The sequence below is a fragment of the Bacteroides sp. NGMCC 1.200775 genome (genome assembly GCF_040798045.1).
GTDB lineage: Bacteria > Bacteroidota > Bacteroidia > Bacteroidales > Bacteroidaceae > Bacteroides > Bacteroides hominis.
Map to the genome: position 1 here is coordinate 193,914 of NZ_JASCQK010000005.1, position 25,226 is coordinate 219,139.

At 46.3% G+C, this 25,226-nt stretch carries 22 protein-coding genes; 7 read left to right on the plus strand and 15 right to left on the minus strand.

Annotation, left to right across the window (positions count from 1 at the left end; all coding sequences use genetic code 11):
- The first annotated feature begins 1 nt into the window (after window position 1).
- The 3 genes from QK890_RS14615 to QK890_RS14625 are packed head-to-tail and all read left to right on the plus strand — an operon-like array spanning window position 2 to window position 5,106.
- On the plus strand, window positions 2-1,498 hold the full coding sequence (locus QK890_RS14615) for an oligosaccharide flippase family protein (protein WP_005812331.1): 1,497 nt from the start codon (window positions 2-4) through the stop codon (window positions 1,496-1,498).
- Window positions 1,499-1,500: 2 nt separating this feature from the next.
- Window positions 1,501-2,868, plus strand: a complete 1,368-nt coding sequence (locus QK890_RS14620) for a TIGR00341 family protein (protein ID WP_005779608.1) — start codon at window positions 1,501-1,503, stop codon at window positions 2,866-2,868.
- Between the two features lie 51 nt (window positions 2,869-2,919).
- Window positions 2,920-5,106 carry a S46 family peptidase gene (locus QK890_RS14625; protein WP_005812328.1) on the plus strand — a complete coding sequence of 729 codons (2,187 nt, stop codon included), beginning with the start codon at window positions 2,920-2,922 and terminating at the stop codon, window positions 5,104-5,106.
- Window positions 5,107-5,115: 9 nt separating this feature from the next.
- On the opposite strand, the gene QK890_RS14630 is transcribed toward QK890_RS14625, so the two are convergent.
- The 6 genes from QK890_RS14630 to QK890_RS14655 all read right to left on the minus strand — a co-directional run bounded on the left by QK890_RS14630 (window position 5,116) and on the right by QK890_RS14655 (window position 11,906).
- Entirely contained in the window at window positions 5,116-5,979 is an 864-nt protein-coding gene (locus tag QK890_RS14630) for a DMT family transporter (protein ID WP_005779605.1), read from the minus strand.
- A 646-nt stretch (window positions 5,980-6,625) separates the two neighbouring features.
- Window positions 6,626-8,536 carry a DEAD/DEAH box helicase gene (locus QK890_RS14635; RefSeq protein ID WP_032541107.1) on the minus strand — a complete coding sequence of 637 codons (1,911 nt, stop codon included), beginning with the start codon at window positions 8,534-8,536 and terminating at the stop codon, window positions 6,626-6,628.
- Between the two features lie 94 nt (window positions 8,537-8,630).
- Window positions 8,631-9,686: a tyrosine-protein phosphatase gene (locus QK890_RS14640; protein ID WP_032542261.1), complete on the minus strand. Its 1,056-nt coding sequence runs from the start codon at window positions 9,684-9,686 to the stop codon at window positions 8,631-8,633.
- Between the two features lie 176 nt (window positions 9,687-9,862).
- Entirely contained in the window at window positions 9,863-10,783 is a 921-nt protein-coding gene (locus QK890_RS14645) for a carbohydrate kinase (protein WP_005779597.1), read from the minus strand.
- Complete coding sequence (locus QK890_RS14650) at window positions 10,771-11,376, minus strand: SIS domain-containing protein (RefSeq protein WP_005779596.1); 606 nt, start codon at window positions 11,374-11,376, stop codon at window positions 10,771-10,773. Before QK890_RS14650 ends, QK890_RS14645 begins: the two co-directional genes overlap by 13 nt.
- Window positions 11,376-11,906 (minus strand): TIGR00730 family Rossman fold protein, encoded by a 531-nt coding sequence (locus QK890_RS14655; RefSeq protein WP_005812321.1) that lies wholly within the window; start codon window positions 11,904-11,906, stop codon window positions 11,376-11,378. Before QK890_RS14655 ends, QK890_RS14650 begins: the two co-directional genes overlap by 1 nt.
- Window positions 11,907-12,034: 128 nt before the next feature.
- Here QK890_RS14655 and QK890_RS14660 point away from each other — a divergent pair, with 128 nt between their 5' ends.
- Window positions 12,035-13,255 carry a pitrilysin family protein gene (locus QK890_RS14660; RefSeq protein WP_005779593.1) on the plus strand — a complete coding sequence of 407 codons (1,221 nt, stop codon included), beginning with the start codon at window positions 12,035-12,037 and terminating at the stop codon, window positions 13,253-13,255.
- Window positions 13,256-13,423: 168 nt separating this feature from the next.
- On the opposite strand, the gene QK890_RS14665 is transcribed toward QK890_RS14660, so the two are convergent.
- Together QK890_RS14665 and QK890_RS14670 are read right to left on the minus strand one after the other, a co-directional pair.
- Window positions 13,424-13,798, minus strand: coding sequence for a hypothetical protein (locus QK890_RS14665; protein WP_032541106.1), 375 nt, complete (start codon window positions 13,796-13,798; stop codon window positions 13,424-13,426).
- A 164-nt stretch (window positions 13,799-13,962) separates the two neighbouring features.
- A complete protein-coding gene (locus QK890_RS14670) occupies window positions 13,963-15,120 on the minus strand; it encodes a DUF5009 domain-containing protein (RefSeq protein WP_367627435.1) in 1,158 nt (385 codons plus the stop codon).
- Between the two features lie 110 nt (window positions 15,121-15,230).
- Between QK890_RS14670 and QK890_RS14675 the strand changes: the two genes are divergently transcribed.
- Complete coding sequence (locus QK890_RS14675) at window positions 15,231-15,761, plus strand: GNAT family N-acetyltransferase (protein ID WP_005779586.1); 531 nt, start codon at window positions 15,231-15,233, stop codon at window positions 15,759-15,761.
- A 134-nt stretch (window positions 15,762-15,895) separates the two neighbouring features.
- Here QK890_RS14675 and uxuA read toward each other — a convergent pair whose 3' ends face one another.
- The 6 genes from uxuA to dapB all read right to left on the minus strand — a co-directional run bounded on the left by uxuA (window position 15,896) and on the right by dapB (window position 21,994).
- The gene (gene uxuA, locus QK890_RS14680) at window positions 15,896-17,101 is read right to left on the minus strand and encodes a mannonate dehydratase (RefSeq protein ID WP_032541103.1); all 1,206 of its coding nucleotides are present in this window, start codon (window positions 17,099-17,101) and stop codon (window positions 15,896-15,898) included.
- An 84-nt stretch (window positions 17,102-17,185) separates the two neighbouring features.
- On the minus strand, window positions 17,186-17,998 hold the full coding sequence (locus QK890_RS14685) for an SDR family oxidoreductase (RefSeq protein ID WP_005779582.1): 813 nt from the start codon (window positions 17,996-17,998) through the stop codon (window positions 17,186-17,188).
- A gap of 129 nt (window positions 17,999-18,127) precedes the next feature.
- Complete coding sequence (locus QK890_RS14690) at window positions 18,128-18,772, minus strand: WbqC family protein (RefSeq protein ID WP_032541098.1); 645 nt, start codon at window positions 18,770-18,772, stop codon at window positions 18,128-18,130.
- Between the two features lie 62 nt (window positions 18,773-18,834).
- The gene (gene lepB, locus QK890_RS14695) at window positions 18,835-19,770 is read right to left on the minus strand and encodes a signal peptidase I (protein ID WP_032541096.1); all 936 of its coding nucleotides are present in this window, start codon (window positions 19,768-19,770) and stop codon (window positions 18,835-18,837) included.
- A gap of 6 nt (window positions 19,771-19,776) precedes the next feature.
- A complete protein-coding gene (locus QK890_RS14700; protein WP_005779578.1) occupies window positions 19,777-21,261 on the minus strand; it encodes a S26 family signal peptidase in 1,485 nt (494 codons plus the stop codon).
- A 4-nt stretch (window positions 21,262-21,265) separates the two neighbouring features.
- The gene (gene dapB, locus QK890_RS14705; RefSeq protein WP_005812312.1) at window positions 21,266-21,994 is read right to left on the minus strand and encodes a 4-hydroxy-tetrahydrodipicolinate reductase; all 729 of its coding nucleotides are present in this window, start codon (window positions 21,992-21,994) and stop codon (window positions 21,266-21,268) included.
- A 95-nt stretch (window positions 21,995-22,089) separates the two neighbouring features.
- On the opposite strand from dapB, the gene QK890_RS14710 reads away from it, so the two are divergent.
- A complete protein-coding gene (locus QK890_RS14710; RefSeq protein ID WP_032541095.1) occupies window positions 22,090-23,358 on the plus strand; it encodes a DUF2851 family protein in 1,269 nt (422 codons plus the stop codon).
- A 93-nt stretch (window positions 23,359-23,451) separates the two neighbouring features.
- The gene (locus QK890_RS14715) at window positions 23,452-24,012 is read left to right on the plus strand and encodes a DUF4348 domain-containing protein (protein WP_005812309.1); all 561 of its coding nucleotides are present in this window, start codon (window positions 23,452-23,454) and stop codon (window positions 24,010-24,012) included.
- Window positions 24,013-24,289: 277 nt separating this feature from the next.
- Here the strand turns inward: QK890_RS14715 and QK890_RS14720 are convergent, their stop codons facing one another.
- Window positions 24,290-25,225, minus strand: a complete 936-nt coding sequence (locus QK890_RS14720; RefSeq protein ID WP_032541094.1) for a tRNA-dihydrouridine synthase family protein — start codon at window positions 25,223-25,225, stop codon at window positions 24,290-24,292.
- Window position 25,226: the final 1 nt, after the last annotated feature.

Genomic DNA, 25,226 nt, shown 5'->3' on the forward strand with positions numbered 1-25,226 from the left:
CATGGCCGGATTAAAGTCATTGGTAAAAGATACAGCCCTGTATGGGCTGAGTAGTATGGTTGGTAGGTTTCTGAACTATCTGTTGGTGCCGTTATATACAGCGGTCTTACCTGCCGCATCCGGCGGATATGGGGTTGTCACCAACGTATATGCCTGGGCGGGGTTGATTATGGTACTGTTGACGTTCGGGATGGAGACCGGTTTTTTCCGTTTTGCCAATAAGTCGGAAGAAGATCCGGCAAAAGTATATGCCAATTCACTGATCTCGGTAGGAGGTATTTCACTTATCTTTGCCGTCCTTTGTCTGACATTCCTTCAGCCTGTCTCTAATTTTCTGGACTATGGCGATCATCCTGACTTCATCGGGATGATGATAGTGGTCATGGCTCTCGATTCTTTCCTGTGCATCCCGTTCGCTTATCTGCGTTATAAAAAGCGTCCCATTAAATTTGTTGCCATTAAGTTCGTTTCCATCATTGCCAATATCGTTCTGAACCTGTTCTTCCTGTTGCTTTGCCCGTGGTTGCATGTGCATTTTCCCGCATCGGTGGATTGGTTCTATAATCCGACCTATCTGGTAGGGTACATCTTTGTCACCAATCTGATAACAACCTGTTTGCAACTTTTTTGCCTGATTCCCGAGCTTCGTGGCTTTGCCTATCGGGTGGACAAGGCACTGTTGAAGCGGATGCTTGTCTATTCTTTTCCGATATTGATTTTTGGCCTGGTAGGCATTTTGAACCAGACGGTGGATAAGATTATCTATCCTTTCCTCTTTACCGATCGTCAGGAAGGGCTGGTGCAACTCGGCATTTACGGTGCTGCCACCAAGATTGCCATGGTGATGGCTATGTTCACTCAAGCTTTTCGTTATGCCTATGAGCCGTTTGTATTTGGCAGGGAACGTGAAGGAGACAATCGCCGGATGTATGCCCAGGCGATGAAGTATTTCCTTATTTTTGCCTTGCTTGCCTTTCTGACAGTTATGTTCTATCTCGATATTTTGCGTTATATGGTGGCACCCGATTATTGGGCTGGACTTAGTGTGGTAGCCATCGTGATTGGCGCGGAAATATTCAAAGGCATCTATTTTAACCTCTCGTTCTGGTATAAGCTGATCGATGAAACTCGTTGGGGAGCTTATTTCTCCATGGTCGGATGTGCTATTATCGTGGGAATGAATGTACTGCTGGTTCCCACTTACGGATTCGTGGCCTCGGCATGGGCTTCGGTAGCCGGATATGGGGTAATTACGGTTCTGTCTTATTGGATCGGACAGAAAAAATACCCCATCCATTATGACTTGAAGCACCTCGGTATGTATGTGTTGCTTACAGCAGTGCTCTATGCGGCAGGAGAGCTGGTACCTATTCAAAATGTGGTACTTCGCCTGGCTTTCCGTACCGTTTTGTTACTGATATTTGTGGCTTATGTTATCCGGACGGATTTGCCATTGAGCCAGATTCCTGTGATTAACCGATTTATTAAGAAGAAATAGTTATGAAGGCAGACAATCGAAACATTTTTGCCGTTAAGGCATTTCTCAGAGAATATCTGGACCTGAGAAAGGACAAAGACAACGAACTGGCAACGGTTGATTCCATCCGGAAAGGTGTGGAGTTCAAAGGGGCTAACCTCTGGATTCTGATTTTTGCTATCTTCATGGCCTCACTCGGACTGAATGTCAATTCGACGGCCGTCATTATTGGTGCCATGTTGATTTCACCGTTGATGGGACCAATCATGGGAGTGGGGCTATCGGTAGGGCTGAATGACTTTGAGTTGATGAAACGCTCTCTGAAAAGCTTCCTGATTACTACGGCGTTCAGCGTGACGACGGCTACTATTTTTTTCCTGTTTACTCCCATTGCCGAAGCGCAGTCGGAGTTGCTGGCACGCACGTCACCGACAATTTATGACGTTTTCATCGCACTTTTCGGTGGACTTGCCGGAGTGGTTGCCCTTTCTACCAAAGAGAAAGGAAATGTAATTCCGGGTGTTGCCATTGCTACTGCATTGATGCCGCCTCTCTGTACGGCAGGTTATGGGTTGGCTTCCGGCAATCTGATCTATTTTCTGGGAGCATTCTACCTCTATTTCATCAATTCCGTATTTATCAGTCTTGCCACGTTTATCGGTGTACGGCTGATGCACTTCCAGCGGAAAGAGTTTGTAGACAAGAACCGTGAAAAGAAGGTACGTCAATATATCGTATTCATCGTGATTCTGACTATGTGTCCGGCTATTTATCTTACGATGGGAATTATCCGGAGTACCTTTTTCGAGACGGCGGCCAATCGTTTTGTCTCCGAACAACTCAACTTTGATAATACCCAGGTTCTGAATAAGAAGATCCATTACGAAGGAGATTCATGCGAGATCCGTGTCGTGCTGATCGGTCCGGAAGTGCCGGAAGCTTCCATCGCCATTGCCCGCAGCAAGATGAAAGACTATAAACTGGAAAATACGAAGCTGATTGTTTTGCAGGGAATGAACAATAACGATGCGATGGACCTCTCGTCAATTCGTGCCATGGTAATGGAAGATTTCTATAAGAATAGCGAGCAACGTTTGCAGGAACAACAAGTCAAGATAACCACACTCCAGAAGAGCCTTGAACGATATAAGTCTTACGATGAAATGAGCCGGAAAATCATTCCGGAACTGAAAGTACTTTATCCTTCGGTGACGGCTTTATCTATTTCGCATACGATTGAGACGACGGTCGATTCGATGAAAACAGATACAATTGCACTTGCCGTGCTGAAGTTTACCCGCCATCCGAAGAACGATGAAAAGGAGAAAATCAGTGCGTGGCTTCAGGCGCGGGTAGGAGCCAAGAAACTCCGGTTGATTGTTGAAGAATGACGGGAAGCATATGGCCGGAGAAAAGAAGATGAATAAACATGATTAATATAAATGAATAGAAACAAAGTAATTAACTCTTTCTGTAGCAGAAAGAGATGGGGGGAAGTTCTGTGTCTGGTTTTGCTTTTTCTCTACCCGGCTTCATTGCATGCCGATGAAGGTATGTGGATGCTGGGCAATCTGAATAAAGAAACCCGTAAAGCGATGAAAGAACTGGGATTGCAGATGCCTGCCGACCGGCTTTACAGTACGAAGCGTCCGTCGCTGAAAGACGCTGTGGTCAGTTTCGGAGGATTCTGCTCGGGAGTAGTCGTTTCCGAGGATGGCCTGGTATTTACCAATCATCACTGCGGGTTCAGCAGCATACAACAACATAGTTCGGTTGACCACGATTATCTGAAAGACGGGTTCGTGGCGCATAGCCGGGAAGAAGAGTTGCCCAATCCCGAGTTGTATGTCCGCTTCCTGCTACGTACAGAAGACGTTACCCGCCGGGTCCTGAAAGCTACAACACCCGGTATGACCGAAGCTGAACGAGGTTTAGCCATCGATTCGATGATGATATTAATAGGGGATGAAGTCTCGAAAAAGGACTCCACATTGGTTGGCATTGTAGATGCTTATTACGGAGGCAATGAGTTTTGGCTTTCCGTTTACCGCGATTTCAACGATGTGCGTCTGGTGTTTGCGCCACCGTCCTCTATCGGTAAGTTTGGATGGGACACGGACAACTGGATGTGGCCCCGTCATACAGGCGATTTCTGTGTCTTTCGCATTTATGCCGATAAGGAGAACCGCCCTGCGGACTATTCGCCCGATAACGTGCCCTATCACCCCGAATATGTAGCTCCGATTACGTTGGATGGATATAAAGAAGGTTCGTTTTGCATGACGTTGGGCTATCCCGGCAGTACAGAACGTTATCTTTCTTCGTTTGGTATCGAGGAAATGATGAACGGGATGAATCAGGCTATGATCGACGTCCGCGGAGTGAAACAGGCCATTTGGAAACGTGAGATGGACCGGAGAGATTCTATCCGTATCAAATATGCGTCGAAATATGACGAAAGCTCCAATTACTGGAAAAACAGTATCGGGACCAATAAAGCCATACGCAAACTAAAGGTGCTGGATAAGAAGCGCCAGGCGGAAGACGCGCTCCGAAAGTGGATTCAGAAGACTCCGTCAGAACGGGAGAAGTTGCTGCACCTGATGTCGTCGCTCGAACTGAACTACAAGGATCGTAAAGAGGTGAACCGGGCGATGGCCTATTTCGGAGAGTCGTTTATTAACGGTCCCGAATTGGTGCAATTTGCGCTGACCATCCTGAACTTCGACTTCGAAGCGGAACAGAAGCAGGTGGTGGCTCAGCTCCAGAAGTTGCTCGATAAATATGCAAACTATGATGTGACCATTGATAAAGAAGTGTTTGTAGCCATGTTGAAGGAGTATCGGAGCAAAGTGGACCGGGCATATCTGCCCGATCTTTACCAAACCATAGATACGCTTTACGGAGGCAATGAGCAGATGTATGTTGATTCATTGTATGCTCATTCTGAGATCACTTCTCCACGCGGCTTGAAGCGTTTCCTGGAACGCGATACTACTTTCCATATGGTCGATGACCCTGCAGTTTCGCTCGGCATTGATCTGATTGTGAAATTTTTCGATATGCGTAGTCAGATGGCTGAGGCTTCTGATAATATAGAAAAGGACGAACGCGAGTTTAATGCCGCCATGAGAAGGATGTATGCCGACCGCAATTTCTATCCGGATGCCAACTCGACAATGCGGCTGAGTTTCGGTACCATAGGCAGCTATTCACCTTACGACGGTGCCGACTATGACTATTATACCACGGTAAAGGGAATTTTCGAGAAGGTAAAGGAGCACAGTGGTGACCCCGACTTTGCTGTACAGCCGGAGGTCCTGTCCCTGCTGGCATCAGGTGATTTCGGACGTTATGCCGACGAAAAGGGAGATATGAATGTATGTTTCATCTCAAACAATGACATTACGGGTGGCAATTCCGGCAGTGCCATGTTCAACGGCAACGGTGAATTGCTGGGGTTGGCATTCGACGGGAATTGGGAAGCGATGAGTAGCGATATCGTTTTCGAACCCGAAGTACAACGCTGTATCGGGGTCGATGTACGATATATGCTCTTCATTATCGAAAAGTTCGGAAAAGCAAGCCAGCTGATACAAGAACTGAAAATAGAAGACCGAAAGAAGTAAGCCCTTACCCTAACGTCTCAGTATGATTACGATTACTGCTGAGATTATGAGCAGAATGCCGATTCCGATGCTCCGGGTAAAGGGTTCGCCGAACATAAAGATACCTACACAAACAGCTGTTACCGGCTCCATGGCTCCAAGTACGGAAGTGAGCGTGGAGCCGATGCTTTTTACGGCCTGTACTAATGCCAGGTTAGAGATTACGGTTGGAATCAATGCCAGCAGCAGCAGATTTCCTCCCGTATGCCAGTCGGGAATGGCTTGAATACCCGTGGTCGCGCCTATCCCCACCAGCAGGAAAAGCGTACCGAACAGAAAAACATAGAAAGTAAGCCTTAGCCCTTTCATCTGTCCGATCTTGAGTTGACTCACCGTAACCAGGTAAAGCGCATATCCCAAAGCCGACAGGAGAACGATGAACAATCCGATGGCAGTAATTCCACCGGAACTGTCGCCGTAAGAAAGGCAGGAGACACCGACTACGGCAAGAGCGATGGCGAAGAAGCGCCAGGCTGACTTCTTTTCGCGGAAAAAGATCATCATAATCAGCGTGGTCAGTACCGGATACATGAAATGGATGGTAGTGGCTACCCCGCTTGCCATGAATTTATACCCCCAGAACAAGAAGACTGCGGACATCAGATAGAGGAAGGCAAGTAGCGACAGCGAAGGGATTTCTTTGCGGCTGATACGGAAAGACTGTTTGTCGAGCAACAGGATACATCCCAAAGCTAAGCAGGCGAACAGGAACCGATAAAACAGGATGGATTCGAAGTGCATTCCCTCACGCATGGCAGGGATGGTGAAAAGAGGAATCAGCCCGAAGGAGGCCGATGAAAGCAGACCGTAAAGGAAACCATTAAATTTGTTCATACCCGAAAACTATTACCTGTTTTTTTTTAATTCACGCAAAGGTAGTGTTTTTGGGGACAATATAAATAAGAGAACCCTGACTTAATCTTTTCTTATCATTTTGACTTTTTGCTTTTCTGACCCTTCCAGAATCGTTTATTTCGGGCCTCTCTCCGGTTGGTGTGAAAAAAACGTCCGGAATTTGCATTAGGTTCGCAATGTGCTGTCTTTGATTCGCTTGATCTGCTTTCTATTTTTAGAGTATATCGGGTGATTGCAAACAAATAGTTGCTTAATCTCTTTGTTTGAGCTCTTTTGGGTAGTTTCCGGTTGCTGCTCTATTGAAATGAACCAGCTTGTGAACAGAAGCTTTTTCGGAAAAAGTGGGAATAAAGAAGGTCTCTTCCTCCGGTGGAGTAAGCATTTGCTCCGGATGGAGTAACCTTTCGGGGGAAATGCAGGTTGCATTTCGTCCGGAAGCCTGCTCTTCGGAGTGAGAAAGCCCGGCTCTTCACCCCGCTCAGACCGTTGCTAAGTGAAGTGAAGAGCCGGGCTTTCATCCGGCTTCTCTCCGAAAGAGAAATTTTATAAGAAAGGGAAGTAAGCAGGGAACGGCTAATCAAGTCTTTTTGAAAGTTGACAGGCCGTTCTTCCTATCTTTTTGTCCTTAGCTCTTCTTGGGTTTTCTTCTTGCCCATCCCTCTTCGCTGAAGTCGGGTTCGGCATCTTTAAAGAACTGCTTCCATTCATCTTTACCTTTGGGACCACGTGCTGCGGAATATCCGCGTTCCTCGCGGCTGGGCTTTTGGGCTTTCCGGGTGTCCGCCTGTTTTCCGTCTTTACCGGCTCTGCCTTTATCCTTGCGGTCGGCCGATGCGGCTGTATTTCTTCCTTTGCCGCCCTTGTCACTGCCTTCATTCCGTTTTCCGCGTCCTCTGCGTTCCGTAGGTGCTTCTTCTCCGGCAACCTCTACCGTAACCTTGCGTCCGTTCCAGTTTGTCCGGTTCAATGCTTTTACTACGTTCTGCGCTTGTTTCTCTTCTACTTCGAAGAACGAGAAGTTCTTCATCAGGTCGATACGTCCCAGTTCCACTCTTCCACGGGTGTTATTGTTGAGCAGGGTAATCAGTTCATGGGGGAAGAAGTTATCCATCTTACCCAGGTTGATGAAAAGTCGGGTGAAGCCCGGTTCAGCCTGGCGGCCACTCTTGCCGTCACGGCTTTTTACGGCACGTTCGCTGCGGCTGTCTGTCGGCACCTCTATTTCTTCACGATTGCGATAATAATCCACGAACCGGTTGAACTCGTGCGATACCATGCGCTTGATAAGGTCCTCCTTGCTCAGCCATTCCAGTTTACGATAAATTTCGGGCATGAAGTCGTTAATGTCTTCCTCGTTTACCTTTACTTTTTCAAGGTCATCGATCACTTTAAGAAGCTGTTTCTCGCAAATCTGTTTGCCGGTAGGCATTTCGCCGGCAATGAACTTCTTGCCGATGATACGCTCTATTTCGCGCATTTTTCCCTTTTCACGCAGGTTGATAATCGCAATCGATGTACCTGTCTTACCGGCACGTCCGGTACGTCCGCTGCGGTGTGTGTAGCTTTCCGTATCATCCGGCAACCCGTAGTTGATGACGTGTGTCAGGTCGTCTACGTCCAGTCCGCGTGCGGCAACGTCTGTGGCTACCAGTATCTGGAGGTTGCGAATACGGAACTTCTGCATCACCGTGTCACGCTGTGCCTGCGAAAGTTCTCCGTGCAGTGAATCGGCGTTATAGCCTTCCTGCATCAGTTTATCGGCAATCTCCTGGGTCTCTTTACGGGTACGGCAGAAGACGATACCGTAAATCTGCGGATAATAGTCTACGATGCGTTTCAGTGCAGCATATTTATCTTTTGCGTGTACGGTATATACCACATGCTTCACATTGCTCGTACTTTCGTTTTTGCGTCCGATGGTAATCTCTTTTGCATCGTGAAGGTAGTTCTTCGAAATACGGGCTATTTCGGGGCTCATCGTAGCCGAGAAAAGCAGTGTGTTGCGTTCCTGCGGAACATCGGCCAGAATAGCGTTTATACTCTCCGTAAAGCCCATGTTAAGCATTTCGTCCGCTTCGTCCATTACCACGTTGGTGACAGTGGCAAGCGATACTGTTTTGCGTTCCATCAGGTCGAGCAGACGTCCCGGTGTGGCAACAATGATGTGTACACCCCGTTTCAGGCTGCGTATTTGGCTGTCGATGGACGAACCACCGTATACGGGCAATACTTTCAGCCCGTCAATGTATTTGGAGTAATCGTTCAGATCGCCCGCTATCTGGAGGCAAAGCTCACGTGTAGGGCATAGAACGAGTGATTGGGGGATTCTGTTTTTTACGTTAATTTTTTGGATGAGGGGCAAGCCAAACGCTGCGGTCTTACCCGTTCCTGTCTGTGCAAGAGCTACTACATCATTGTTCTCTCCTAAAAGGTATGGAATCACTTCCTCCTGTACCGGCATGGGATTCTCGTATCCCATCTCTTCAATAGCTTTACGTATCTCCGGAGAAACGCCAAGCTCTTCAAATGTCTTCATTAAATCTCTGTATATCTTTATATTCGGGTGCAAAGATACGGATTAATTGTGAATTACGAATGATAACAATAAATAATGATGGACAAAAAATGCGTTATTCCAGCAAGATGTTGCGTAGTCTGTGTGTGTCCTCGGGCTGCAGACCGATTGCTTTCTGCAGATAAGTGGATACATCACCGTATTTGCGCTCTATCTCGTCTTTGGCTGCATTAAGGAAATCTTCTTTTGCCGAGAAAAGAGTGGTAATGGCCTCCTGCGAGTTGGCGGGCAGGTTATAAGCGTACTTGGACGCTTTGGGGATATTAAAGTAATCGTTGCTCAGACGGTAATCTTCCATAATGATATCCGCATTAATATCTAAAGCAGCCAGTATCAGGGCAGATACGATGCCGGTCCGTCCTTTTCCCGACGAGCAGTGAATCACTACCGGATAGCTGTTTTTGTCGAGCAGGATGTCGAATATTTCCTTGTATTCCTTCTGGTATTTTACCACCAGTTCGCGGTTCATCCCTTCCACCATGTGGTAAATGGTATCCGTCTTGATCTTCTCTTGTTGTATGCCGTGCAGGATATGTTCCATATCACCCGTACTGATAGGGATATGCACCACATTGAATCCTTTTTGCAAAGGAGGTGTATTATGGAGTTCGCTTTCGGAGCGCAGGTCCAGAATGGTTTTGATGCCCAGATTCTGTAGTTTTCTGAAGGCAAAGCAATTCAGGCTGTCTATCTGTGCCGAACGGTAGAGCTTGCCCCAGCGTATGTGCTTTCCTGTAGCGGATTTATATCCTCCCAAGTCGCGGAAGTTCTGTATGCCGGGCATATTTACATTGCGGGGAGCCACTTTTACACGGTATTTGTCATTGAATACCATTGTATAATAGGAGCGTTTGGAAGGATCGTTGGTCACAATCGTTATCCGTGCGTCGGAGATGTTAGCCATGGCGACGGGATTGTCTTCGGGTATGAACTCCGGATTGTCGGATGCATATACTTTCACCTGCCCCTTGATGAGAGGGGTTGTTTCCCATTTAAGAATACAGTTTCCTATATTATTCTCTTCGCAAACCACCGAAATGTTAGGAGACATATCTGTGCACGAAGGCAGAATAAGTAAAATAGTTAGTAAATTGAACAGGTTTTTGTACATAGTTCGTATTTGTCTGAGAGCACTATTTGCAAAGATATGGATTCTTGTTACATGGTATAATTACTTTGCTATAATTAGACAACGTTAATAGTAATTAGCTACGGGCTACACGCTACGGGTAATTATGCCGGATGATGCACATTTACTTGTTGCTTGTAGCTCGTAACTGACAAGCATTAACGGTAGTTTGCCGCAAACTCCTCCGATACGGAGTTGCTGAAACTCTTGCAGACTTCTGCGGAGAAATCCTGACCGCATTGTATCACCTTATCCCAGGTCTCCTCACTCAGGTTTTGCAAGTCGCGGTAACGGACGTCATATTTTAACATGCCGTAGATCAGGCCGGCATTGAAGTTGTCTCCTGCACCGATGGTACTGACTGCTTGCAACGGGGTGACAGGATACTCTTTCGATATTGTGTTGGTACGCAGCGAGATTTTCTCTGCTCCGGCTGTACAAAGGAATAGCGGACAATAAAACTTGATTTTATCCTTGTAGATCTTCTCTGCGTCTTTGATTCCGTACATGTAATAGAAGTCTTCCAGAGATCCCCTTACGATGTCGGCATATTCCAGATTCTCGATAATGGTTGGAGCTAACTTCATAGCCTCGTTCTTATGTGAAGAACGGAAATTGGGATCATAATATACAATCGCTTTTTTCTCTCTCGCTATGTCCAGCAGTTCCAGAATCTTGTCGCGTAAAACCGGATTCAGGGCATAGTATGAACCGATGACAATGATATCATCTTCGTTGATGGGAGGGAACAAAACGTCCAGCCGCTGTTTGGGATAGTCTTTATAGAAGATGTATTCCGCGTCGCTGTGTTCGTTCAGGAAAGCCAGGGATACGGGCGATTTGCCATCCGGGAACACATTGACGTGATCCGTCGGGATATGATTGTCACGCATGAATTGCAAGATGATGTTTCCAACATGGTCGTTGCCCGTTTCGCTGATGAAACATACATTGACTCCCATGCGTCCTAAAGAAACGATGCCGTTGAAAACAGAGCCTCCGGGAACGGCTGCCGAAGGCTGGTCGTTCCGGAAGATGATATCGAGTATAGTCTCTCCGATGCCGATTACTTTACGCATAGTTTTCTTGATTTTTCACCCAGATAACCACCGTGATGGCGTTTGGAGTATTCTTCGATAGTGAATTCAGTCCTTTTCATTGTTTGTACCACGAGGATATCGCCGATGACGGTCATTACCGTAGTCGAGGTAGTAGGGGTCATGCCCAGTGTACAAACCTCGGCAGGGTGCCCTGTACTCAGGCATACATCTGATTCGCTGGCAAGCGGACTGTCGGGGTTTCCGGTGATAACGATGAATTTAAGGCCCGGATTCAGGTTGTGGGCCAACTGCGTTAACTCTACGATTTCACGGGTTTTGCCCGAGTTTGAAATCAACAGCAACAGGTCGTTCTCTTGCAGGATGCCCAGATCGCCATGTTGCGCTTCGCTGGGATGCAGGAAGACAGAGGGAATACCGGTCGAACAAAACGTAGTGGCGATGTTCATCGCTATTTGTCCGGCTTTACCCATGCCGGAAGTTACAAGTTTGCCTTTTTTTCTGTGTATTTGTTCCACAATCAACTCAACCGCCTTTTCGTAGGCATTGGTCACGGGAATATTCAGCACGGCTTGTGCTTCCTTTTGCAGGAGTTCTTGAATCGATTCAATCATTATATCTTAGTTGTTAATTCATTAAATGTGTTTGCTACTTCATAATAGGAGGACAGCGGATGGCGGGCAAATCCTCTTGCCTGTAATTCGCTGAGTACGGCAAGCAACGGGCTATAAAAACCATTTGCGTTGTAGAAGATCACTTTCTTCTGGTGATAACCGATGGAAGCGGCTGCCATGACATGAAATACTTCATCCAGCGTGCCGATACCGCCGGGGAGAGCCACCAATACATCCGACTGTTGCAGGATGATATCCTTGCGGTCACTCAGATTGTGTGTGCGGATCATTTCATCGAGATATGTACTCACTTTGCCGTTCTCTTCAAGTTTGGAGGGTACTACACCGATGACACGTCCCCCGCTTTCTTTGACTGCCTTTGCCACACATTCCATGAGTCCGAGGTTGGCACCACCGTAGATAAGTGTCTTGCCGTTTCTTCCCATCCATTCGCCAATCTGATGGGCTGCATCGAAGAATGTCGGGTCGATGCTGTCGGACGCGGAACAGAAAATTCCTATCTTTTCCATAAGGGTTATTGATGTTATAGCTTACAAATATCTGCAATTTTCTATAAACGACAATAAGTTTTATTGTATTTTTGTATCCTCAACCTAACTTAATAGTAAGAATGAAGCAGTTAAGTACCCGTGCAGAAATGCAATATAATATACATACCCTGTCCAACGGTCTTCGCATCATCCATGAGCCTTCGCTTTCAAAGGTGGCTTATTGTGGATTTGCCGTAGATGCCGGCACCCGTGATGAGGCTGAAAACGAACAAGGAATGGCCCACTTTGTGGAGCACCTGATTTTTAAAGGTACCCGGAAACGGAAGGCATGGCATATCCTGAATCGTATGGAGAATGTAGGAGGCGACCTGAATGCATATACCAATAAGGAAGAGACGGTGATCTATTCGGCATTCCTGACCGAACATTTTGGGCGGGCACTGGAATTGCTGGCAGATATTGTTTTTCACTCCACTTTTCCGCAGAACGAGATAGAAAAGGAGACGGAAGTGATTATCGACGAGATACAGTCATACGAAGATACTCCTTCGGAGCTTATTTTCGATGACTTTGAAGATATGATTTTCCGGAATCATCCGTTGGGACGCAACATTCTGGGCAGGCCGGAATTGCTGAAGCAATTCCGAAGCGGGGATGCGGTTGCTTTTACTTCCCGGTTCTATCAACCTTCCAATATGGTATTCTTTGTTTTGGGCAACTTCAACTTTCAGAAAATAGTCCGCCAGGTGGAGAAACTGTTGGCAGACCTTCCGTTGATTGGAGTCGATAATCACCGTACTCCGCCTCCCCTTTACGTACCGGAGCATCTGGTTGTCCATAAGGAGACCCATCAGGCGCATGTGATGATTGGCAGTAGGGGATACAATGCTTATGATGATAAACGTACCGGCTTGTATCTGCTGAATAATATTCTGGGTGGTCCGGGGATGAACAGTCGCCTGAATGTTTCTCTCCGCGAGCGAAGAGGATTGGTCTACACTGTGGAGTCCAATCTGACATCGTATACGGATACGGGAGCTTTCTGCATCTATTTTGGAACCGATCCTGCGGATGTGGATACTTGTCTGCGGTTGACTTACAAAGAACTGAAAAGGATGCGGGATGTGAAAATGACCTCTTCGCAGCTGATGGCTGCTAAAAAACAACTGATCGGGCAGATTGGAGTTGCTTCGGATAATAATGAAAATAATGCGTTGGGGATGGCAAAGACCTTCTTGCATTACCACAAGTATGAATCATCTGAATCTGTTTTCCGGCGAATCGAAGCATTAACTGCAGAAGGGTTGCTGGAGGTAGCCAATGAGATGTTCGCAGAGGAATATCTTTCTACACTGATCTACAGATAAGAAGAAAAGGAAGAGGGTGCATCTGAGGATTGACATTACTATTAGACACACAATTAATACTTATATAAATCTTTACGATGCACTCTCTGACCTTGGAATATATAAACTAAAAAAACATCATAATCAAGGCTATGCCGAATCGCATAGACACCCGTAGTACAGAAAGTGCTAAATAAGAATATGCCTGAGCGCAAATACATAGTATTTGGGTGCAGGCTTAACTCTGTTATGAAGAGTATAAAAAGAAGTGTATTCTTTGAATGTTATTAATTTCTGAGAGTCCGTCTTGGCAGCCGGATGGAGGTTATTGCTTTGTTTATACGGGTTGGCCGAATCCGAAACAGCCTTTTTGACCAGTATCCCTTGATTAAAGTCGAATAGGTCGTGTCTTGAGTTATCAAAAGAAGGTATGTTGTGAGTATAGCTTTTTACGGCAGTAGTGACTGTCACCCCGTTATTGGCGGGTTGTAGAGCACTGCTTTTCTGGGTACCGAATACCAAAAATAACAGGCATAGCATTAATAGTTTGATGTATGCTGTCATAATTGGCGCAAATGTATGGATTAATACGGATCTTTACTTCGGGTGGCTTTGCTTTTTCTCGGGTTATTAATTATTTTTAATAATAGGAAATTGAACCGTCCAAAGGAGCTGACCGGCAGTGGGGCCATTAGTCACCTTGGATGGTTCAGTCTGCGGAGTTTGATTTATACTTTTAGTTTAATCTTAGCTTTGACCAGTAATCCTGTGATACCGACAATAATCAGTGAGAATATGGCCGATTTCATTAATCCCGGTATGCCGCTGCCCAATGCGGTGGGGTAGTGTAATCCAAGTAGTTGTTGCATTGCATACCAGATATATGGAATGATATAGCAGGTAAGGGTTGCGGTTCCTGCCGGTTTGATAATATCGAACCAGCCGGTTTTGCCTTTTATGTCAGTCAGCCAATAGAAGAAGCCGAATGACGGGAAGAAAGCTGCCGTACAGAAGAAGAACCAGCTTGGAGTGGCTTGTATCTTTGAGATAATCCAGAAAGGATGTGAGGCAAAGCCGGCTGCCAGCATAAGGAGGCCCAGACCGCATAATATCCCTATAAACTTTCCGGGGCATTCGGGGCTGGCATATTTCTGCATCAATAGTGAAGTTAGCATGCCCGATATTCCGAATGCGTGTAATGTCATATCACTTGGTATGAATGGAAGCGGCAGGATGTCTGCATGATTCAGCAATGCCAGAATGATAAACAGTACCCAGACGAAAAGGTTGCGTACCAGGTTTTCCCGGGTAAATAAATATACAGAGGCACAGATTACATAGGTCCAGCCAATAAGGCCCAGAATTCCCCACCATTTCTGCTGGAAAGGTGCTCCATGAAATCCTTTGTAGAGGATCAGGAAAGTCAGCAGTAAAATACCTGCTGTCTTCATTCCCGTATAGAGATATTTCTTTCGGGTGGTTATCGGTTGAGGGTATACTCCCCAGATCAGGAAGAAGCCAATCACCATAATGATAGAGAACCAGGGATGGGAGAGTCCTGCCACTCCTCCGCTGTTTACAGAGAAAAGTCCCATAACAACCAGTGCCACGGTTCGCCAGAAAATATGCATAATCACTTGGAGCGGTGAATCGCCCTTTTGGTATCGGTTTTGTACCGCAAACGAAATAGACATGCCCATGCAGAACAGGAAAGCCGGGAAAATAGTATCGGAGAAGCCTAACATGTCTTCTGTCATTGCTGCGTGTCCAAGCCAATGGGGGATGTTTCTGAGTCCGGGAATATCATTCACAAAAAGCATAAGGAACATGGTGAGTGCACGGAATACATCGACCGCAGCGACTCGTTGAGGGGATGAGGTTTTCATAATGTGTTAAATTAATCAGGAGTTATGCTCACAAAGATAGCGTAAAAATGTTTAAAGTCTGCTGTCTTCCGGCTTATTCCGCTTATCTTTGCCTGAAAACCTAAAAAATTATGATGACATTAAGCCGTATTACGAGTGCTGACGATTCACGTCTGAACCGTTTGATTCCTTTGTACGAGGAGTCTTTTCCCGAAAGTGAGAGAAGAAAAATCGGGCAGTTGAAACGAATGATTGAGAACCATACCCCCATGTATTTCAATGCTATTGAATGTGATGGAGAGTTGAGTGGAATGTTTGTATACTGGGATATGGGTGACTTCTACTATTTGGAACACCTGGCTGTATTCCCGGAAATGCGGAATAAAAAGATAGGGCAGCAGGTGCTTGATTATGTGGCCGGACACCTGAAAGGACTGCGCCTGCTGGAAGTAGAGCCTACGGAAGATGAAATGACTACCCGGCGCGTGAACTATTATCGGCGTAACGGATACAAGGTGCTCGATAAAACCTATGTACAGCCTTCTTATCATGCTATGGAGAACGCCTGTCCACTTTGGATTATGGGAAATGAAGATTCTCCCCGACTGTCTGAACAGGTGGAAAGAATTAAAGAGGAAGTGTATAGGCAGCAGATAGGATGAGGCCTTATAAATGTGTCAAAACTATCGCTGGCTCCACAGAAAAACAGAGATCGAGTAGGCTTCGGTCTTACTTTCTGTGTTAATCTGTGGAGGCAGCGGTGGGTGAAAAGGTCTTTTACTGCCTTTTCGTGTTTTTAAAAGATTGATTTTGCAATTCCCATTTCCAGTCCTCTTAGCTCGGCAAGTCCGCGCAGGCGTCCAATGCAGGAGTATCCCGGATTGGTTTTCTTCTTTAAATCGTCCACCATTTGGTGTCCATGATCCGGACGCATGGGGATAGATACTTTTCTTCTCTGTTGTAATTCAAGGAAAGCTTTCATGACCCGGTACATATCTACGTCTCCTTCCAGGTGGTTGGCTTCGTAGAAATTTCCTTCGGAATCTCGCTGAGTGCTTCGGAAGTGGACAAAATTGATACGATCGCCGAATTGTTTCATCATACCTTCCAGGTCGTTGGCACTGCTTACTCCAAGTGATCCGGTACAGAGACAAAGCCCGTTCGATTCATTAGGCACAGCATCGATCAGTGCCTGAAAATCGGCCGCACAACTCATGATACGCGGTAAACCCAGAATGGGGCAGGGTGGGTCATCCGGATGAATCACCAGCTTTACACCGGCCTCGTCTGCTACCGCAGTCACTTCTTTCAGGAAGTAGATTAAGTGGGCACGTAGCTTATCCGCGTCGATACCTTTGTAACGATTCAGTTCCTGTTGAAACTGCTCCAGCGTGAAACTCTCTTCCGAACCGGGAAGTCCGGCAATCATATTACGGACAAGGAGTTGTTTCTCCGTTGCGTCCATCTGTTCGAAACGAATTTTTGCTTTGGCTTTTTCTTCATCGGTATAGTCGTTCTCTGCACCCGGTCGTTTCAGTAAGAAAAGATCGAAAGCGATAAAAGCGGCACGTTCAAAACGAAGTGCTTTGGAGCCATCGGGTAGGGTATAGGCAAGATCGGTGCGAGTCCAGTCGAGTACGGGCATAAAATTGTAGGTAACGATATGAATTCCACATTTACCGAGGTTACGTAAGCTCTCTTTGTAGTTTTCGATGTATTTTCTGTAATCGCCTGTCTGGGTTTTGATGTGTTCGTGTACCGGGACACTTTCTACTACCGACCATCGCAGACCGACGGATTCGATCAGTTCCTTTCGTTTCATAATTTCTTCTACAGTCCATACTTCGCCATTAGGGATGTGGTGGAGAGCGTTGACAATTCCCGTAGCTCCGGCTTGTTTAATGTCCCAAAGGCTGACAGGATCATCCGGTCCATACCAGCGCCAGGTTTGTTCGGAAAGAAAGAGTTTATTCTTTGATGAAGTGATATAAGGTTGATTCATAAGTCATTTTTTACTTTTGAAAGTAGGTTTAATCATTCTGTTCGTTTTATCTCTGGGGAGGGAAGATGCATGGGAGAGGTCTCTTTACATTGCAAAAGCATTGAATCCGCCGTCCACTATGGCCACAGTGCCCGTTACGAAGCTTGCTGCGTCGCTGATCAGGTATTGTATTGTGCCGCATAACTCTTCAGCGCGTCCCATACGTCCGAATGGGGTTTGGCGGATGACATCCTGTCCTCGTTGAGTATATGTTCCGTCCGGATTGGTTAGTAAAGTGCGGTTCTGCTCTGTCAGGAAGAAACCGGGGGCAATGGCATTTATACGGATTCCTTCACCAAACTTTTTGGCTATTTCTGTGGCCATAAATGCGGTAAAGTTGGAAATGCCTGCTTTGGAAGCCGAATAACCGGCCACACGTGTCAAAGGCCGGAAAGCTGCCATTGAGGAGAAATTGACAATAGCTCCGCTTTTCTGCTCTGTCATCGGTTTTAGAAATACTTGTGTCGGCAATACGGTACCGGTCAGATTAAGATCCACTACCTTCTGAAATTCATCTATTTTCAGATCGAAGATGTCACTTGCCGGTGCAATCGTAGCTCCCGGCATATTGCCGCCTGCCGCATTGAGCAATGCGTCTACCCGCCCATAAGCTTTCAATATATCTGCCAGGTTCTGTTCAAGGATGTTCCGGTCGAGTACATTGGTTGCCAGGAACAGAGCTTCGCCCCCTTTGGCGCATATTGTTTTTACTATCTCGTTGCCCACTTCGGCTTTACGTCCGAGGATAACGACCTTGGCACCTTCTTCTGCCAGATGGACTGCAATTGTTTTTCCCAATACTCCTGTTCCACCGGTAATGACCACTACCTTATCCTTTACACTAAATAAGTTTGCCATACTATTATATTTTAAGTTTAAACTTCTTCTTCTATAGCTCCGTTATCGTACACGCAGCATGCAAATATAGTTATAAAGTTGATGGAACGGTTCAAAAAAGGAAGGAAATTAATTTTTGGTCAACTCCTTTTATCGGGGATTGGCTATTGTTTGTTGCAGTATTAACAAACTTTCCGGTCCCATATTGAATAAGAGGTCGATGATACTCAGGTTGGGCAGGAATCCGTGGCGGGTTTCGAAAACCTGATAGTAAGGTTGGGGAATAAATTCCGGATCGGCTTGGCGGAAATTCTTTTTGGGATGGATGGCTTCCCGGAAGTCTATTTCGTTCGGGGCGAAGTCCGCTTTATATTCGGTGGTTCGTTCCGTATCAGGTTGTATATCTATCAGCTTGCATACAAGCCGGCACAATTCTTCATTGAAATCTGTGAGGAATTCATATTTCTTTTCATAGAAAGGGCGAAAATCGTCTTTATAATATTCAAAAAAAGGGGTGCTGTTATAGGCCGATTCCATTGCATTCCAGTGCAGATGCCTCCAGTTGCCATGGTCGGAAATCCGGATATCCTTCATCGGACATTTCGGGTTTTCCGGTTTTACGGTAGGAACAGAAAGTGCCAGTTCTCCCTCCGGACCTGCAATAGTACAGCGGTTCCGGTAGGTCTGTTTCATGTAATGATCGTGCTGCTCGATGAATATTTTATCGTAATTCAACAGTTTACTATAATATTCTACGGGTGCCAGATAGGCAGAAGAGAGATAAGCGACTTTCATGGGTAGTTGATACTTTGTGATTACTTGGTTGCTGATATATAATTTGTGGTTTGTGGGACTGACTACTTCACCGGTTGGAAGAATCGGTTCCAGCGGTATCCGTTGAAGATTCCCGTATGGTCTTTCTTTGAGAACCAGATTCGCGAAGCTTTCCCAATGACATGATCTTGCGGCACAAAGCCGAACAAGCGGGAATCGGAGAGATTTACCGAGTTATTGGAAGCCATCCAGTAATAATCTTTGGTAAAATAGCAATGCTGTGAAGGGTGACCTTCAATGTAGAGCGTATCGTTCCGGATTTCCGCTTGTTTGCCTTCATGCAACACCAGCGTATTCCGCAACAGGGTCCTGTTCCACGGATAAACTCTGACGGCCTTTCCCTTGCCAGGGATGATGAGCGGTTTAGTTTCTTCCTGCCGGCTTTGGCTCAGAGGTTGTATCCAGCTTTTTCCGTTCATCGCCTGTTCAAGCAGATAATATTCGTAACGGCTGAAGCTTCGTACATTCTTGCCTTCATGCTGCCCCATCAGTTCATTGGAGCCGATGGAAAGAATGGAAAGTAGTGAGTCTAACTGCTGTTCCTTGGTCTGTGGATAAGTGTAGAGTTGTTTCCGGTCCGGTCCGAGTTGTGTGTTGCGGTCTACTACATTGAATAGTGAATCGATAAGCAAAGTATCTCCCGGTACACCGATACACCGGCTGATATAGATTTCTCTCCGGTCGATGACCGGTTCTTTGATAGCCGCGGGATTATTGAATACGACGATGTCGTCTTTATCAATGCGCCTTGGATTCCAGCGGTGGTAGGAGAACAGTGACATATAAGGTGCCCGAAGTCCGTAGCTCCACTTATTGACCAGAATACGTTCGCCTTGGAAAAGGGAGTTCTCCATGCCCGATGAAGGTATCAGGCATGAGGTAAAAGCAAAGCCGCGGAGCAATAATACGATAACTATTGCTCCGGCAAATGCTATAATCCATTTAAATCCCTTTCTCATTACTACTTAGTCTACCCACTTAAAGATGCGGTTCCAGCGGATTTTACCGTCAAACCAGCCACGGTCTTTATCCAATGACAGCCATACGACGATCGGTTTACCTACTACGTGGTCTTCGGGTACGAATCCCCAATAACGGGAATCAGCCGAATTATGCCGGTTATCACCCATCATCCAGTAATAATCCAACTGGAAAGTATACTGGTCTGTCTTCACACCGTTAATGTAGATTCCGTCTTCTTTCTGTTCCAGTTTATTGCCTTCGTAGGCAGTGATGCAACGTTCGTAGATAGGCAGATTATCCGGAGTCAGCGTGATAGTGGCTCCCTTTGCCGGAATCCAGATAGGGCCGTAATTGCTGCGGTTCCAGTGAGTATATAAATTCAGAGGATACATGTCTCCGGCATAATCTTCCGGCTCTATCACGATTTTGCTGATCAACTTTTTGTTGGCGGACAGAGTATCATACATTTTTTTTGTGAGCGGAAGGTGATATACAGGATTCAGCCTGCCTTGGGCGTTTCGTCCATCCATTCCTAACTCAACCAACCCTTCTTCATAACCTGCTCCTTCGGGAGTTAATCCCTGGTCGGCTTTACTGATCCCCAGTTCGCGGAACATCTCTTCTGTGATATACGGACCCGTAGTTTGCACAAAGTAGTTGAATTGCAGGTTCTCAGGGTTTTCTATTGCCTTCCCGTCAATCATCACCTGACCGTTGATAATTTGGAGTGTATCGCCCGGCAGCCCTACACAACGTTTTACGTAATTCTCCCGGCGGTCCACCGGACGGGTGACAACTTTGCCATACCGTTGGGGATTGGACATTATTTCTTTTCGTCCGGCATTGTAATATAAATCGTATACTGTTTTCTGTTGTTCCCGGGTCAGACTGTCCATATTGATCGGATTCGGATAAATCTGCTTCCCGATGTTGTATGCCAGTGTATAAAAGTCGGCATCCGGAAAGTTCAGCGCAACAGTGTCTCCTGCAGGGAAGTTAAACACTACAATATCGTTCAGTTTTACTTTACCGAACCCGGGCACACGTTTGTATTTCCACTGAGGCCACTCAATGTACGACTTGGTGTTCAGTATCGGCAGTGTATGCTGTGCCAATGGCATCGATAGCGGAGTATTCGGTACACGGGGACCATAGCTCATCTTGCTTACATACAGGAAGTCTCCCACCAGCAATGATTTTTCCAGTGAGGAGGATGGGATCTGATAATTCTGAAAGATATAGATGTTCACGAAATATACTGCCACCAAAGCGAAAACGATGGCATCTACCCAACTCATTACGCTTCGGACAGTCGGGTTCTTTGACTTCTTCCAGAATGACCAGGGGATTTTCTTGGTAATGTAAACATCGAAAATAAAAGGAACCACAATCAGTCCCCACCAGCTTTTCACCCAGATCAGAAAGATCAGATAAAGAAGAATGGCAATGGAACACTTTATCCATTGAGTACGTGTTGCTTTTCTCATGATGTTAGTCTTTTAAGAATGGGAATAAATCGCTCATACCCAGATAGCCTTCATGGGTTGCTGTGTATTCTGCGGCAAGTACCGCACCCAAAGCAAAACCTCCCCGGTTTTTGGCATCGTGGGTGATGGAGATACTGTCCGCCTCCGAATCGTAACGGATGGTGTGGATACCGAATACTTCGCCTTCACGGATGGAGTGAATCGGCAACTCGTTCGCTGAGTGTGCTTCCTCTTTTACCCAAACGTTTTTACGTTCCATGTTTTCAAGAATACCTTCTGCCAGCGTGATGGCCGTTCCGCTTGGTGCATCGAGCTTGTGCACGTGGTGGGTTTCACTCATGGTCACGTCATATGCTGGGAACTGGTTCATTATTTTAGCCAGATACTTATTGACTGCCGAGAAGATGGCTACGCCCAGGCTGAAATTGGATGACCAGAACAGGGTTTTTCCACCTTTGCTGCATAGTTCCTTTACTTCATCGCCGTGCTCTGCCATCCATCCGGTACTGCCCGAAACTAACTTTACACCTGCTTTGAAAGCTCTCATATAATTGCTGTAGGCTACCATGGGATTAGTGAACTCAATAGCCACATCTGCCGATTTAAACGCTTCGGATTCGAAATCATCCTGATTATTGATGTCGATAATGCTGACAATTTCGTGTCCGCGACTGAGGGCTACTTTTTCGATTTCCCTGCCCATTTTTCCGTAACCTATTAATGCTATTTTCATTGTTTTACTGACTTTATAGACTTTATATCCAAAATATTAGTCGCAAAGATAGGATTTTTATTACATTTGTCGAGCACATTAACGTCTTGTTAACAATGGAACACCTCCTACACTATGTGTGGAAACACAAAATCTTTCCTCTTCATGAACTGCAAACAACCACCGGGCTGCCTGTTGAAGTGATTGATACGGGACTGCCGAATCCTAATGCAGGCCCCGATTTTTTTAATGCCAAACTAAAGATTGACGGTACGCTTTGGGTAGGTAATGTCGAAATACATGCAGTCTCTTCCGATTGGTTCCGTCACGGGCATGATCATGATATAGCCTATGACTCAGTGATTTTACACATTGCCACGGAAATAGATTGTGAGATATACCGCACCAATGGTGAACCTGTCCCGCAACTCCGGTTGGCTTGTCCCCGCCGGGTGAAGGAACATTATGACGAGCTTTGCCGGGCAGACGTACATCCACCTTGCTATTCGATCTTGGAAACTCTTTCCAAACTAACGGTTCATTCCTGGCTGACAGCTTTACAGACCGAGCGTTTCGATCAGAAGAACCAGACCATATCCCGGCGGCTTCAGCGCTGCAACCAACATTGGGAGGACGCCTTTTTCATCACGCTGGCACGTAATTTTGGTTTCGGACTGAATGGAGATGCTTTTGAAGCCTGGGCGAATCTGCTTCCGTTCCGCTCCATCGATAAGCATCGTGACGACCTGACACAAGTGGAGGCTTTCTTCTTTGGACAGGCCGGTTTGCTGGAGGGAGAACCTGTTGACGATTATTTCAGTTGGATGCAGAAGGAATTCCGTTATCTGCAACATAAGTTTGAACTTCCGCCGGTGATGAATGCTTCTTTGTGGCGTTTTCTCCGTCTTCGTCCCGGCAATTTTCCACATGTGAGGCTGGCACAACTGGCTTCCCTATATTACAAAGAGCGTTCCCTGTTTTCACGTGTCATGGAAGCGCAAACCCTGAAAGAGTTAAAGTCGATCTTCTCCGGTCATACTTCTGCTTATTGGGAGGAGCACTTCATGTTTGGCAGGACCTCTCCCCGGAAGGAGAAAAGCATCGGTTCCGGTGCAAGGGAACTGATCATTATCAATACGGTCATACCTTTTCTGTATGCTTACGGTTTGCATAAGGCAGACGAAAGGTTGTGTGAACGCGCAGCTTCATTGCTTGAAGAGTTGAAAGCTGAAAACAACTACGTCACCCGCATGTGGAGCGAAGCCGGAATTCCTGTCCGGACAGCAGCGGACAGTCAGGCGTTGTTACAGTTACAGAAGGAATATTGCGACAAGAAGAAATGTCTTTATTGCCGCTTCGGATATGAATACCTGAAACATAAATAATTCTGTCCTTCCCGATTGGATATTAGGAAGATATATTATCTTTGCCCGCTGAAAATGCGGGGTGGGATTCCCCGTCTTAATAACCCATTCATTATGAAAGTGAAAAGATTTGTGCTTTGTCTGTTTATGCTTACCCTGATGGGAGGCATTTGCTTTATTTCCTGTGGAAATACTTCGAAAGCGAAGGCAGAGAGTGCCGCTACTGCGGAAACGGCTGATGAACCTTTCCAGACGTTTCTGAAGAAGTTCACCTCAAGTGCTTCTTTCCAGTATACCCGTGTGAAGTTTCCGTTAAAAACTCCCATCACTCTGATGACGGACGATGGAAATAGCGAGAAAACCTTCCCCTTTACACAAGAGAAATGGCCGTTGCTGGATGGCGAGACTCTAAAAGAGGAACGCATTACCCAGGAGGAAGGAGGAATCTATGTTTCTAAATTTACGGTGAACGAACCTACCCATAAAGAGTTTGAAGCTGGGTATGAGGAGTCGGAAGTTGACTTACGTGTGATATTCGACTTGATTGACGGTAAATGGTATGTAACCGATTGCTATACCGGGTGGTATGGATACGATCTGCCGATTGACGATCTGAATGAAACTGTGAAGCAGGTGAAAGAAGAGAATCAGACTTTTAAAGAATTGCATCCATAGAGAATCTGGTATCAGGGGGAGGATCACTCAGGGACTCCCTCTCTTTTAAAGAAAAGATAGGTTACTGCTCCAAGATATGCAAGTCGACTAACATCGCCGTGTACTGGTCAAGATTTTACGTACCGGAGTAAATGGCTTTACATGCCGACGTAAAAGCCTTTACATGTCGGGGTAAATGCTTTTACATCGAAAGGAAAATACAGGTAAATATAATTTGCTGACTATCAGTGGTAATGAAACGGATGCCAAACTACGCATTGTCCGGATGAACTTTCTGTCAGAATGCCGAACGGACGGCAATGTTGTATTTGGTGAGCGTAGTGCTTTTATGGATAGCTTTCCAACTTTTCCGGTCGATCTGTGGAGCCAGATACTCCCAGAATGTTTTCATCTTGGTTACCAGTTGCGCTTCGCCACCTTGTATCTGCTCTTCATAATGAAGGAAAACGGCTGTGTGCAGTGCCTTAAGCTTTTCATGCCACTCTTCGGGAGAAAGCTTTCTGCCTTCTTTGTACTCCCAGCCTAATGCAGGGTTTGTCAGTAATCCGCGTCCGATCATCACTCCGGCAAGGCTTGGGAACTTGTCGGTAATGCGGTGGATGTCTGTTACGGTCAGGATATCTCCATTATAGACTACGGGATGTCTGCATGCTTCGTAGAAAGAGGTAAATCCCTCCATGTCTACCTCACCTTTGTATTGCTGGATGCCCAACCGGGGATGGAGGGTGATTTCGGTCAGGGGAGCAGCGTTAAGCAACGGTATCAGTGACAGGCATTCATCCGGTTTTTCCCATCCCAGACGCATCTTTACCGAAAAGCGTATGTCGGGAAATTGTTCCGTTTGTTTTAGCAATGCCTCCACCTTGTCGGGATAAGGCAGCATGCCGGACCCGCATTGCCGTTTTGCCAACATCGGGAAAGGACAGCCGAGATTGATGTCTATCTCCCGATAGCCCTGTTCGATGAAGAGGGCGATCATACGCTCTGTTTTATCCGCTTCGGAGGCTATGAGTTGCGGGATAAGGCGGGCCACCCGGTTGTTTTCGGGTAGAATGTCTCGAACGTCTTTGTGGCGGAACTCTCCCCGGTCTACTCGTACAAAAGGAGTATGATAGACATCTATGCCGCCGAAAACGGCGGCATGGGCATTACGATAGGCTGCCTCGGTATATCCCTGAAGCGGAGCGAAGTGGATAGGTAATGTATTATTCATC

Excerpts from the sequence above, each read along its gene's own strand:
- QK890_RS14615 (WP_005812331.1), top strand. The coding sequence starts at position 2 with ATGGCCGGATTAAAGTCATTGGTAAAAGATACAGCCCTGTATGGGCTG.
- QK890_RS14620 (WP_005779608.1), top strand. The coding sequence starts at position 1,501 with ATGAAGGCAGACAATCGAAACATTTTTGCCGTTAAGGCATTTCTCAGA.
- QK890_RS14625 (WP_005812328.1), top strand. The coding sequence starts at position 2,920 with ATGAATAGAAACAAAGTAATTAACTCTTTCTGTAGCAGAAAGAGATGG.
- QK890_RS14630 (WP_005779605.1), bottom strand. The coding sequence starts at position 5,979 with ATGAACAAATTTAATGGTTTCCTTTACGGTCTGCTTTCATCGGCCTCC.
- QK890_RS14635 (WP_032541107.1), bottom strand. The coding sequence starts at position 8,536 with ATGAAGACATTTGAAGAGCTTGGCGTTTCTCCGGAGATACGTAAAGCT.
- QK890_RS14640 (WP_032542261.1), bottom strand. The coding sequence starts at position 9,686 with ATGTACAAAAACCTGTTCAATTTACTAACTATTTTACTTATTCTGCCT.
- QK890_RS14645 (WP_005779597.1), bottom strand. The coding sequence starts at position 10,783 with ATGCGTAAAGTAATCGGCATCGGAGAGACTATACTCGATATCATCTTC.
- QK890_RS14650 (WP_005779596.1), bottom strand. The coding sequence starts at position 11,376 with ATGATTGAATCGATTCAAGAACTCCTGCAAAAGGAAGCACAAGCCGTG.
- QK890_RS14655 (WP_005812321.1), bottom strand. The coding sequence starts at position 11,906 with ATGGAAAAGATAGGAATTTTCTGTTCCGCGTCCGACAGCATCGACCCG.
- QK890_RS14660 (WP_005779593.1), top strand. The coding sequence starts at position 12,035 with ATGCAATATAATATACATACCCTGTCCAACGGTCTTCGCATCATCCAT.
- QK890_RS14665 (WP_032541106.1), bottom strand. The coding sequence starts at position 13,798 with ATGACAGCATACATCAAACTATTAATGCTATGCCTGTTATTTTTGGTA.
- QK890_RS14670 (WP_367627435.1), bottom strand. The coding sequence starts at position 15,120 with ATGAAAACCTCATCCCCTCAACGAGTCGCTGCGGTCGATGTATTCCGT.
- QK890_RS14675 (WP_005779586.1), top strand. The coding sequence starts at position 15,231 with ATGATGACATTAAGCCGTATTACGAGTGCTGACGATTCACGTCTGAAC.
- uxuA (WP_032541103.1), bottom strand. The coding sequence starts at position 17,101 with ATGAATCAACCTTATATCACTTCATCAAAGAATAAACTCTTTCTTTCC.
- QK890_RS14685 (WP_005779582.1), bottom strand. The coding sequence starts at position 17,998 with ATGGCAAACTTATTTAGTGTAAAGGATAAGGTAGTGGTCATTACCGGT.
- QK890_RS14690 (WP_032541098.1), bottom strand. The coding sequence starts at position 18,772 with ATGAAAGTCGCTTATCTCTCTTCTGCCTATCTGGCACCCGTAGAATAT.
- lepB (WP_032541096.1), bottom strand. The coding sequence starts at position 19,770 with ATGAGAAAGGGATTTAAATGGATTATAGCATTTGCCGGAGCAATAGTT.
- QK890_RS14700 (WP_005779578.1), bottom strand. The coding sequence starts at position 21,261 with ATGAGAAAAGCAACACGTACTCAATGGATAAAGTGTTCCATTGCCATT.
- dapB (WP_005812312.1), bottom strand. The coding sequence starts at position 21,994 with ATGAAAATAGCATTAATAGGTTACGGAAAAATGGGCAGGGAAATCGAA.
- QK890_RS14710 (WP_032541095.1), top strand. The coding sequence starts at position 22,090 with ATGGAACACCTCCTACACTATGTGTGGAAACACAAAATCTTTCCTCTT.
- QK890_RS14715 (WP_005812309.1), top strand. The coding sequence starts at position 23,452 with ATGAAAGTGAAAAGATTTGTGCTTTGTCTGTTTATGCTTACCCTGATG.
- QK890_RS14720 (WP_032541094.1), bottom strand. The coding sequence starts at position 25,225 with ATGAATAATACATTACCTATCCACTTCGCTCCGCTTCAGGGATATACC.